The organism is Cellulophaga omnivescoria, assembly GCF_027915275.1.
Classification (GTDB): domain Bacteria; phylum Bacteroidota; class Bacteroidia; order Flavobacteriales; family Flavobacteriaceae; genus Cellulophaga; species Cellulophaga omnivescoria.
In genome coordinates this window covers 2,530,923-2,543,028 of record NZ_CP115819.1, presented here as the reverse complement: position 1 = coordinate 2,543,028, position 12,106 = coordinate 2,530,923, and the positions used below count along the sequence as shown (strand labels likewise).

Below are 12,106 nucleotides of genomic sequence, written 5' to 3'. Positions count from 1 at the left end.
TATTTATAATATTATATAAAATAAGGGTGAACAAATAAATTTGTCACCCTTATTAAGCCCTTTTTCTTATAAATATTATAATTCTAAAAGTCCGTTTGTTTTAGAAACACCTGCAGCACTTTCTTGCATTTTTGCTTTTTCAGCATCACTAAGTTCAATTTCTACTATTTTTTCTATACCATTTTTACCTAAAATTACTGGTACACCAATACAAAGGTCATTTAAACCGTACTCACCTTCTAATAAAGTAGAACACGGAAACATTTTCTTTTGATCACAAGCAATAGCCTGTACTAAACCAGAAACTGCTGCGCCTGGAGCATACCAAGCACTTGTTCCTAATAATTTAGTTAATGTAGCACCACCAACTTTGGTGTCTGCTGCAACTTGATCTAATCTTTCTTCAGATAAAAATTCAGATACTTTAACACTATTTCTAGTCGCATGCGCTGTTAAAGGCACCATACCAGTATCACTATGGCCACCTATAACCATACCGTCTACATCAGAAATAGGAGCCTCTAAAGCCTCTGCTAATCTGTATTTAAAACGTGCACTATCTAAAGCGCCACCCATACCAATAATTCTGTTCTTTGGTAAGCCAGTAGTTTTATGTACTAAATAAGTCATAGTATCCATTGGATTACTAACAACTATTAATATTACGTTAGGAGAATGTTTTATTAAGTTTTCTGATACAGTTTTAACAATACCTGCATTTATACCTATTAATTCTTCTCTTGTCATCCCTGGTTTACGAGGAATACCTGAAGTAATAACAGCAATATCAGAACCTGCAGTTTTAGAGTAATCATTAGTAGAACCAACAATTTTAGTGTCAAAACCGTTTAAAGATGCTGTTTGCATTAAATCCATAGCCTTACCTTCTGCAAAACCTTCTTTAATATCTAACACAACAACTTCCGATGCAAAATTTTTAATTGCAATGTATTCTGCACAACTAGCGCCTACTGCACCTGCACCTACTACCGTTACTTTCATAAGTATATATATTTAATTTTTTAATGATTTGTTTATTGACTGTAAAAATAAAGAATTTAAACAAAAAAATAGAGCTTAAACCAACTTTAATATTAAATGAAACAGCTTTATAGAGATTAAAACAGTACATAATGTTAAAGAAAGGTGTATTTAAACGAAAAACTACAAAAAAAGGTGTTATACATCGATTTTTATAAAATACACAACAAAATTGAGCGTTGTATACAATACCCAAATTAATTAAAAACCTACTTATGAAAAAACCCCTACTTTTTTTCATAGCAGCTATTGTATGCTTTACTGTTTACTGTTGCTCTGAAATTCCAGAAAACAATGATCCTATTATTGGTCTATGGGCCAAAACTACCACTTTAGAATCTGGTATAGATGCTAAAGAAGAATGGATTTTTAACGATGCGTATAAAGGACGTTACCACAGTTACACTAATGACAACGTTGCTTTTTTAACAGATTTTAGATGGAAAATAGAAGGTGACACCTATACTATTACCTACCCAGGCACAGAAATGCCTAGTGACCAAGTAAAAATTAAAACAACAGAAATTAATAACAATACAGAAAAAGCTTCTGAAAACACATCTTCTGCAGTTATATTAGAAGAAACAAACGGTGAAACTTTAGCTATTAGGGAACAATAGTAAAGAAAGGAGCACCACAACAAAAGCCCTAGAAATAAATTTCTAGGGCTTTTTTTATATTTTATGTTTTATAATTTAAATATTATCTAAAACCAAAATTAACACCAACAGATAAGTTATTGTATTTAGCTAAAGAATAATCTGCATGTAATCTAAAAAAACCTAATTTAAGTTTAGCTCCTATGTTACCAGTAACACCACTAGTTTCTGTATTTATAGAGAAAGGATCTGTGTAGGTATCTCCTATAAATGGCCCAGATTGAACTCTATAAGTACCCAATACATCTACAGTAGATTTCCCTGTTAAGTAACCTAAACCACCATAAAAATTAATTACTGGTAATTTAGTAGACACTACAGCCTGAAAAACCCAAGTATTCATTTTCATATCCAAACGTTGGTTTTCACCAGCAATAACATCTTGGTCTGTAAAATCATAAACACCTGTTAAGTGCGTATAACCAATAACACCAGATATAGCTACAGGCAAAATTTTATCTGCAGGAAGTAACTTGGTAAAATCATGTTGTAAACCTACTCCAAACATACCTACTTCCACATCATCCGTATCTATTTTTGGCAGAAAACGAGCTTTAATTTCTGTTCCTTTTATTAAACCAACACTAACTTGTAAAAAAGCTGACGGCACAAAGTTTATGTTTTCTGATGCTAAACCAGTAGGAAGCTCAAATTCCTCTCTAAACAAACCGTTTTCATCCTCTACAAAAACATTAATACCTTCTAAATCTCCTAAACCTGTAGATACTTCCTTAGAGATACTACCGTCTACAAATTGCAGGTTTTCATAATCTTCAGTATTTAAAATAAAAGATTTTTTATCGTCTGGAGATTGCGCCATATTCCCTATTAAAGAAATTTCAAAACCACCTAAAGGTTTTGCATCTGCTGTATTGTACCACCCTCCAGAAATACTATATAGCATACCTTCAGACACAGGAGACATATAGTCGTTTATAAATTTATTTGCATCGTTTACACCAGCAGCAAAAACTTCATTTGCACTAGATTGGGCAGAAGCATACGCACTTAATGCCAAGAAAATAACCAAACTAAACTTTCTCATAGAATTACATTTTTTTTTATAAAACTAAAAAACTCGCACTGTAGGTGCGAGTTTTTGTTGTGTAAACATACATTATTATGCATCAATGTTAGCATAAACAGCATTTTTCTCTATAAATTCTCTTCTAGGCGGTACTTCATCACCCATTAACATAGAAAATATTCTATCTGACTCTGTGGCGTTATCTATAGTTACTTGGCGAAGCGTTCTAAAGTCAGGATTCATTGTTGTATCCCATAATTGTTCTGCATTCATCTCTCCAAGACCCTTATATCTTTGTATACCAACACTACCATTAAAGCTTTCTGCTATCTCATCTCGTTCTTTATCATTCCAAGCATAACGTTTTTTTGTTCCCTTTTTTACCAAGTATAAAGGTGGGGTTGCTATATAAACGTGACCGCCTTCTATTAACTCCCTCATAAAACGGAAGAAGAATGTAAGGATTAAAGTTTCAATGTGGCTACCATCTACATCGGCATCACACATAATAACTACTTTATGGTATCTTAATTTTTCTAAGTTTAAGGCTTTACTATCTTCTTCTGTACCAATAGTAACACCTAAAGCTGTGTAAATATTTTTTATTTCTTCGTTTTCAAAAACCTTATGTTGCATTGCTTTTTCAACATTTAAGATTTTACCACGAAGCGGTAATATTGCCTGAAAGTTTCTGTCCCTACCTTGTTTAGCAGTACCACCCGCCGAATCTCCCTCTACAAGGAATACTTCGCATTTTGTAGCATCTTGCTCAGAACAGTCTGATAATTTCCCAGGTAAACCACCTATACTCATTACCGTTTTACGCTGTACCATTTCACGGGCTTTTGTAGCCGCATGACGTGCTTGCGCTGCCAAAATAACTTTTTGTACAATTACCTTAGCATCATCTGGGTTTTCTTCTAAATAGTTGGTAAGCATTTCTGATACAGCTTGGCTCACTGCAGAAGAAACTTCTCTGTTACCTAATTTAGTTTTTGTTTGCCCTTCAAACTGAGGTTCTGCAACTTTAACAGACACAATAGCCGTTAAACCTTCTCTAAAATCATCTCCCTGAATCTCAAACTTTAATTTGTCTAACATTCCAGATGCATCTGCATACTTTTTTAAGGTTGATGTTAAACCTCTTCTAAAACCTGAAAGGTGTGTACCACCTTCATGTGTATTAATATTATTTACGTAAGAATGAAGATTTTCTGAATATGATGTATTGTACACCATTGCAACCTCAACAGGAATTCCGTTTTTTTCACCTTCCATTGAAACAACATCACGTATTAGTTGTTCTCTGTTACCGTCTAAAAACTTAATAAATTCTTTTAGTCCTTCTTCAGAGTAAAAAACTTCAGATAAAAACTCTCCCTTTTCATCTTTAACTCTCTTATCTGTAATGCTAATTGTAACTCCCTTATTAAGGTAAGCCAACTCTCGCATTCTGTTAGAAAGCGTTTCATAATTATACTCTGTAGTTTGTGTAAATATAGTATCATCTGGGTAAAAAGTAACTATAGTACCTGTTTCCTCTGTTTCTCCAATACTTTTTACCGGATATAAAGCCTTACCTCTTTCATACTCTTGCTCCCATATTTTACCTTCTCTGTAAACAGTAGCTTTTAAATTATTAGATAATGCGTTTACACAAGATACACCTACACCGTGTAAACCACCAGATACTTTGTATGAATCTTTATCAAACTTACCACCAGCACCAATCTTAGTCATTACTACCTGTAATGCAGATACGCCTTCTTTTTTATGCAGTCCTACTGGTATACCTCTACCATTATCTTTGGTTGTAATAGAGCCGTCTTCATTTATAACTACACTTATATTATCACAATGGCCCCCCATTGCCTCATCAATAGAGTTATCTACTACCTCATATACTAAGTGGTGTAAACCTCTTACACCAACATCCCCAATATACATAGAAGGACGCATACGTACGTGCTCCATACCCTCTAGGGCCTGAATACTGTCAGCTGAATAATTATTCTTGTTTGCTTCTTCGCTCATTATATATAAATTATTGTGCTTAATTTCATCATAAAAATATAACCTAACAAATATAAATTATTGATTTCTTAATTTTAAACAGTTTTAAGACTGTTTTAAAATAGTTATCAACATTTTCTTTACAACAGAAAAAGCTTCTTAAAAGCGCTTAAATTAGCTTTTAGATGCTATTTAGGATAAAACTAGCTTTTAAAAAAAAGAGGCGAACCAACAAAGTACGCTTAAAAAGGCTATAAACAAAAAGGAGCACCGTTATATTGGTGCTCCTAAAAGACTAATTATAATTAAAACCTTAGAACAGGCGATAATTCTAAATATAAGTTTATTGTTTTACATAAGCATCTGTATGTACTTTTGCTACGGCTCTACCAGATGGATCGTTCATATTTTTAAATGCTTCATCCCATTCTAACGCTATTTTAGTACTACAAGCCACAGATGGCTCTTGCGGCACGCATAATGCAGCGGCATCACTAGGGAAGTGCTCTTCAAAAATTGCTCTATAATAAAACTCTTCTTTAGATGTTGGGGTTTGCAATGGAAATCTATATTTTGCATTTGCCAGTTGTTCATCTGTTACTTCTGTTGCAACCACCTCTTTTAAAGTATCAATCCAACTATATCCTACGCCGTCAGAAAACTGTTCTTTTTGTCTCCACGCTACACTTTCGGGCAACATATCTTCAAAAGCTTTACGAACAACCCATTTTTCCATACGTTCTCCATTAATCATTTTATCTTTTGGATTAATGCGCATGGCCACGTCCATAAATTCTTTATCTAAAAACGGAACTCTACCTTCTATACCCCAAGCTGCTAAGCTTTTATTAGCCCTTAAACAATCATACATATGCAACTTATCTAATTTGCGAACTGTTTCTTCATGAAACTCTTGTGGACTAGGTGCTTTATGAAAATACAAATACCCGCCAAACAATTCATCTGCGCCTTCACCAGATAAAACCATTTTTATACCCATAGATTTAATAACACGTGCCATTAAATACATTGGAGTTGATGCTCTAATAGTTGTAATATCATAAGTTTCTAGATTGTACACTACATCTCTAATAGCGTCTAACCCTTCTTGTATAGTAAATTTAATTTCATGATGTACTGTACCTATATGATCTGCTACTTTTTGAGCAGCTGCCAAATCTGGAGAACCTTCCAAACCTACAGAAAACGAGTGCAATTGTGGCCACCAAGCATCTTTTGTATCACCAGACTCTATACGTTTTTGAGAATATTTTTTTGCTATTGCTGATGTTACAGAAGAGTCTAACCCTCCAGATAAAAGCACACCATAAGGAACGTCTGACATTAGTTGTCTGTGTACGGCAGCTTCTAATGCCTCTTTAATTTCTTTTATACTGGTTTCGTTTTCTTTAACAGCATCGTACTCCATCCAATCACGAGAATACCATTTTTTTAATTGGCCATCTTTACTATGTAAATAATGACCTGGGGGGAACAGTTCTATTTTTGTACAAGTACCTTCTAAAGCTTTTAGTTCTGATGCCACATAAAATGTACCGTTAGCATCCCATCCCATGTATAATGGTATAATACCCATATGGTCACGAGCCACAAAATACTCATCCTTATCTACATCATAAATAGCAAAGCCAAAAATACCATTTAACTCATCTAAAAATGAGGTTCCTTTTTCTTTGTACAAAGCCAAAATTACCTCACAATCAGATTCCGTTTGAAAATCATAAGAACCCTTAAACTGTGCTCTTAATTCTTGATGATTATATATTTCTCCGTTAGCAGCTAAAACCAACTTACCATCTTTACTAAACAAAGGTTGCTTACCAGAAGCAGGATCTACAATTGCCAAACGCTCATGTGCTAAAATGGCTTTATCATCTGCATATATACCACTCCAGTCCGGACCTCTGTGTCTAATTTTTTTAGACATATCTAACAACTGCGGCCTTAACACCTCAGTGCTCTCTTTTACATCAAATGCACAAACTATTCCACACATATTTTTATTCTTTATATCAATTTGATTACAAAGATGAACTAAAGGTTTCAATTTAAAAACATAATATATCTAAATGACTTTAAATTGTAACTTTATTTAAAAAAATACATAATATTTGATATTTAGCAGAACTATTTTTACAAAAAAAACAATCATTTTGTAAGTTGGCATAATTTTAGCGACCATATAATTCATTACTGCGAAAATGTCGCTAAATTTGAAAAACACAAAAAACAAACATTTATGAAAAGATTATTTGCTTTATCAGCACTTGTATTAACTATGGTATTTACTACAAATGCTACTGCTCAAAAATTCCCTGGATTAGATAAAAGTCCAGCAGACATTGCTTCACAGCCATCTAGCTACAAAATTTCTAAAAAGAACATTCGCGTAGTTTACAGTAGACCACAATTAAAAGGAAGATTAGTTAAAGATTTGGCTCCTGCAGGAAAAGTATGGAGAACTGGTGCTAATGAGGCGGCAGAAATTACTTTTTACACAGATACTAAATTTGGCGGTAAAACAGTAAAAGCAGGTACGTACTCTTTATTTTCTATTCCTGGAGATAAGCAATGGACTATAATTTTAAACCAGAACTTAAACCAATGGGGAGCTTATTCTTATGAAGAAGATGCAGATGCTGTTAGAGTAACTGGCAAAGTATCTAAAAACAAAGAGTCTTTAGAAGCTTTTTCTATTACGTTTACAGATACTGATATGGTAATGGGTTGGGGAACTACTTTAGTTTCTGTTCCTTATGCAGTTAGTATGTAAAATATTAAATTATTAAAATACAAAACCCGAAACTAAAACTAGTTTCGGGTTTATTTTTTTTCGCAAACTTTAGCTATAATTACTTTACTTGCTTACCGCCTATAAAAACTTGTTCTGCTGTTATTGTTGGTATTTTAGAGGCTTCAACCTCCATAATATTATCACTTAACACTACAAAATCTGCTTTTTTACCCGGCTCAATACTACCTTTTTCATTTTCTTCAAAATTAGAATAAGCTGCCCAAATTGTCATCCCTTTTAATGTTTCTTCTCTTGACAAAGCATTTTCCATTTGAAAACCACCTTCAGGGTAATTTTTAGTATCTTTTCTGGCAACAGCAGCATAAAAAGTTAAAAACGGACTAACACGTTCTACCGGAAAATCTGTACCCAATGCAACAACACCTGCTATATCTAATAATTTTTTAAATGCATAAGCTCCCTTAACACGCTCCTCACCTAGTCTTTCTTCTGCCCAATACATATCACTAGTTGCGTGGGTTGGTTGTACAGATGGGATAATACCTAATTCAAAATAGTCAAAATCTTGTGGTGCAATAACTTGTGCATGCTCTACTTTCCAACGTCTATCTTTTGTATTTTTTAAGGCAGATTTGTATGCGCGTAATACTGCTACATTAGCAGAATCTCCTATGGCGTGCGTATTCATCTGGTATTCCGTTTTTGCTATTCTTTTTGCAAGGCTATTTATTTGGTCTACAGGAGTAACCATTGCTCCAAAATGATTGTGTTTGTCTGAATACTCTTCTTTTAAAGCTGCACCTCTAGAGCCTAAAGCTCCATCTCCGTATACTTTTACAGAGCGCACATTTAAACCATCTGTTTTTATTATCCCTTTACTTAAATAGTAATCTAAGTTTTCTTTGTTTGCGCTTATCATAGCATAAACACGAATATCTAATTCTCCGTTTTGCTGTAAGCTATCAATAATTTCTATAGTTTGTTTATTTAAACCTGCATCATTAACCGTTGTTAAACCATAATCTACACAAATTTTTTCTGCATCTTTTAATGCTTGTGCCTGTGTAGCTACACTTGGTTTAGGCAAAACGGCATCTACCATAGCCATAGGATTATCTACCAAAACACCTGTAAGTTTACCATTAACCTTTACAATTTCACCACCATTTACTTTTGTTTCTGAAGTAATATTAGCTAAATCTAATGCATATTGATTTACAAGATATGCGTGTCCATCTACACGTTCTAAAACTACAGGAATTGAAGGAAAAAGTGAATCTAATGCTTCTTTTGTTGGAAATTCTTTTATTTCCCAATCGTTCTGATCCCAACCTCTACCAGCTATAAATGTTTTTGTATTTGTTTTCTGGAAAGCAGAAACACGCTCTACTACCTCATCAAAACTTTTAGTATCTACCAAATCTACCACTTGCTGATTCATTCCTAAACCAAAAAAATGACAGTGCGCATCTATTAAACCAGGAGTAATTGTTTTACCGCCCGCGTCTATTGTTTTATCTGACGCATATTTTTCTGAAATTTCTTGCTCTGTACCAACGGCAACAAATAAATTATCTTTTACTGCAAAAGCCTGTGCTTTTGCAAAAGTAGAATCTACAGTGTAGACATTAGCGTTAGTAACTATAAAGTCTACCTTTTCTTTTTTAGGATTACACGCTGCAATTGCCAGCAGTAAAACAAATGTTAGTTTTTTCATTAGTCTTTTGAGTTTCTTCAAAAATAATGAAATAAAAAGATTTAAAAATAAACTGATAAAAAATGAATAATATAAAGCCTATAATTATTTACTCAACATTCCAAGAATATATGTAGTACCAGAATCATACCCTGCGCCAAAATAAAGTTCATCTCTTGTTAAAATTGACTCCGCAAACAAGTATTTCCGTATTTTGTATGTAAGCAAATCATCTTTTAAGTCTTGCATAACTTTTAGCACAAGTAAATTTAATAGGCCGTTACACACTAAAACTTTATATTTTGTACTTAGTTTGTGTTTTTCTACAAACACATCTAATTCTTCAAAATTGTTTAGTAACAAGTAGCGTCTTTTGGGTAGATATTCTAGGGCAGAGTTCCAATCTAAATCTTCATCTGGTTTATTTTTAGAACCTGCTATATAGACAGTAGTTTTAATTTTACCATCATCAAATTCCGGAAATGACAAATTAGCAAGTCCAAAATAGATTGATTTAATGTCTTTAGGTATAGGTTCTCTTTTTAAAACCTCAACCAACCAATCTTTAAACTCTAAATATAGTTTCTGTTCATCTATATTTAAAATTGGAAAATTACGACGCAATAAAACTTTTTTAATTTGATTGTAACCAGATTGAATATTTAAGGACTGCTCTATTTGCTTTTCAAATAGAGCGTCTATTAGTTTCCAGTTTAATGCTTTGTTTTGATTACGATACAACATCTAACTAATCTCTACTAAATCTCCATATAATTTTTATAACTATTAGAACTACACCTAAAACCCACCACATATTTTGTTTAGAATCTTCTTTAACATAAGCAGATGCCTGACCCTTTGCCGCTATTTTCTCTGCTTCTTTAGCATCTAAAACAAAAGTGCTACAAGTGTCTTCAAAATTTGGTTTTTTACCTGTTAAGGAACAATTTATTCCGGTATTAGGATCAAACTTTCTATTTTCACATTTCTTACAAAGTATTAATTGTTCTGACAAATTCATTATAAAGTTTTAAATGGTTCATTAATTACTTACAAATCATTTACATATAGTGAAACTTTATAACGTTTAAATCATATTTTTATTACCAATTAAACTTATATGTTGCTCCTGCAAGTACCTGAAAACCTTGTACCGGATAATTTGCCCAACGTTGGTAACTATTATTTGTAATATTTGCAGTTTTTATAAAGAGAGATAATTTTTCATCTAAACGGTAACCAATATGCGCATTAGCATCAAAATAACTATCTAAAGTTACCACTGTAGATGCAAAATCTTGTGGCTGTGTACCCGTAGCAGCTACAGAGCTTAAATCTTCTCTTTCACCTACAAAGAATAAGTTAGCACCCATAAACCATTTTTCATTAATTTGATAATCCATAAACAACGATCCTTTTACTTTTGGCAAGTTCCACGCAGGATTGTCTGTTTCTGTTGTGTAGCTAAAGACTTCTGCATTTATACCTAAAGCAAAATTTCTGTTTACATCTACATTTAATTGTCCAAAAAATGAAAATGTTTTAATATCATCATAAAAAATATCAAACGTATTTCCTAAATGATAATCTTTATCTTCATCTGCTCTAAATGTATTTTCTGGATTTAATTTATATAATGCTCTGTTATTATCTGCCTTATAAGATGCCTTTACATTGTATCCTAAGTTAGTTAACAACTGTCCTTTTAAACCAGCGTAAGCATTGTACTGACTATCGGTTGGTAAAATTGTAAGCATTGGAGACACAAATGGATTTTCATCTACAAAATCGTGATAAGAGTTTTGGTGTAAATCTCCTTCTATACCACCATATGCAATAGCTGTTTCTCCAGATAACCTATAAGATGCTGTTACCGCTGGATAAATATAAAAATTACTATTGCTAGCTTCTGTATCTAAACCATAAACTACATTAGCTCCTAAATTTAAAGTAAGGTCATCTCTTAAAATTACCAGACTAGGGTTTACACCAAACTGTACTTGACCAAATTTAATTTCTCCAGTATTATCCGTATTATTTAAACTAGCATTTTTAAATTTACCACCAAGGTAATCTAGTTTTACATTAAAATTAATAAGCTCATTAGAAATTGGGACTTCTACAGCTGCGTTAATAACCGCTCTATTTTCACCAGATTCTGTTGCGTCCCAAAAACGTCTTAACAATACATCACCTCCTTTTATTAGATAATCTTCCATTTTAAGTTCGCCTCCAAGTTCAGCATCAAAATAGTGTTGTTTTTCATCTATTAAACTTTCTGGTGTTGCACCTAAAGCATCTTCCGTTACTCCATACCAGCTATACAACTTGTGTTGCAATCCTACATTAGCATTCCACTCCAAATCTCTTTCTCTTCTGGTATAAATACCTTTTACTTTAGTATCATAAAAAACATTATCTACAGGAGCTTCTTCTATATCTCCACGAGAAGAATGGTGGTTTAATCCAATATCTAACGTTTCATTTCTGTTAATAGGTCTACTAGTATAAAAATCTACCAGTGCATTACTGTAGTTTCCTAAACCTATAGAAGCGTATGAATTAAACAATTCCTCTGGCTTTCTCTTTTTTACTGCAGTAGCTTTTCCTTTTGCTGGAGTAAATGTAGAAGCTACCGGCACAGAAAAAATACTGTATTTAATTGGCTTTTTCTTTAGTTCTACGGCACCGTTAATTACTGGTGTAGACTTTAATTTAAAAGCATCTGCAATAGTTGGCTTGTAGGCTTTTACCACTGTTACAGTCTCTGTTCCTAAATCTTTTTCCTCTTCATCCTTATCTTTTTCTTGTGCAAAGGCAAATTGTGCCAATCCTAGAAATAAAGTAATAATTATATAGATATACTTTTGCATAGTGTGTTCTTATTTTTTTGT

General features: G+C 33.0%; 10 protein-coding genes. 2 read left to right on the top strand and 8 right to left on the bottom strand.

Going from position 1 to position 12,106, the window contains the following annotated elements:
- Positions 1-75: 75 nt before the first annotated feature.
- Positions 76-1,002, bottom strand: coding sequence for a malate dehydrogenase (locus tag PBN93_RS11415; RefSeq protein ID WP_271080697.1), 927 nt, complete (start codon positions 1,000-1,002; stop codon positions 76-78).
- Positions 1,003-1,256: 254 nt separating this feature from the next.
- Here PBN93_RS11415 and PBN93_RS11410 point away from each other — a divergent pair, with 254 nt between their 5' ends.
- Entirely contained in the window at positions 1,257-1,661 is a 405-nt protein-coding gene (locus tag PBN93_RS11410; RefSeq protein WP_077406209.1) for a hypothetical protein, read from the top strand.
- A gap of 82 nt (positions 1,662-1,743) precedes the next feature.
- On the opposite strand, the gene PBN93_RS11405 is transcribed toward PBN93_RS11410, so the two are convergent.
- The 3 genes from PBN93_RS11405 to asnB form a co-directional block, all read right to left on the bottom strand.
- A complete protein-coding gene (locus PBN93_RS11405) occupies positions 1,744-2,745 on the bottom strand; it encodes a DUF6588 family protein (protein WP_271080696.1) in 1,002 nt (333 codons plus the stop codon).
- Positions 2,746-2,820: 75 nt separating this feature from the next.
- Entirely contained in the window at positions 2,821-4,761 is a 1,941-nt protein-coding gene (gene gyrB, locus PBN93_RS11400) for a DNA topoisomerase (ATP-hydrolyzing) subunit B (RefSeq protein ID WP_077406203.1), read from the bottom strand.
- Between the two features lie 322 nt (positions 4,762-5,083).
- Positions 5,084-6,757, bottom strand: a complete 1,674-nt coding sequence (gene asnB, locus PBN93_RS11395; RefSeq protein ID WP_077406200.1) for an asparagine synthase B — start codon at positions 6,755-6,757, stop codon at positions 5,084-5,086.
- 243 nt (positions 6,758-7,000) lie between these two features.
- Here asnB and PBN93_RS11390 point away from each other — a divergent pair, with 243 nt between their 5' ends.
- Positions 7,001-7,534, top strand: coding sequence for a DUF2911 domain-containing protein (locus PBN93_RS11390; protein WP_077406197.1), 534 nt, complete (start codon positions 7,001-7,003; stop codon positions 7,532-7,534).
- A 79-nt stretch (positions 7,535-7,613) separates the two neighbouring features.
- On the opposite strand, the gene PBN93_RS11385 is transcribed toward PBN93_RS11390, so the two are convergent.
- The 4 genes from PBN93_RS11385 to PBN93_RS11370 form a co-directional block, all read right to left on the bottom strand.
- Entirely contained in the window at positions 7,614-9,233 is a 1,620-nt protein-coding gene (locus PBN93_RS11385; protein WP_271080695.1) for an amidohydrolase, read from the bottom strand.
- An 84-nt stretch (positions 9,234-9,317) separates the two neighbouring features.
- Positions 9,318-9,956: a hypothetical protein gene (locus PBN93_RS11380; RefSeq protein WP_077406190.1), complete on the bottom strand. Its 639-nt coding sequence runs from the start codon at positions 9,954-9,956 to the stop codon at positions 9,318-9,320.
- A 4-nt stretch (positions 9,957-9,960) separates the two neighbouring features.
- A complete protein-coding gene (locus PBN93_RS11375; protein ID WP_077406187.1) occupies positions 9,961-10,233 on the bottom strand; it encodes a hypothetical protein in 273 nt (90 codons plus the stop codon).
- An 82-nt stretch (positions 10,234-10,315) separates the two neighbouring features.
- Positions 10,316-12,085 carry a porin family protein gene (locus tag PBN93_RS11370; protein WP_271080694.1) on the bottom strand — a complete coding sequence of 590 codons (1,770 nt, stop codon included), beginning with the start codon at positions 12,083-12,085 and terminating at the stop codon, positions 10,316-10,318.
- Positions 12,086-12,106: the final 21 nt, after the last annotated feature.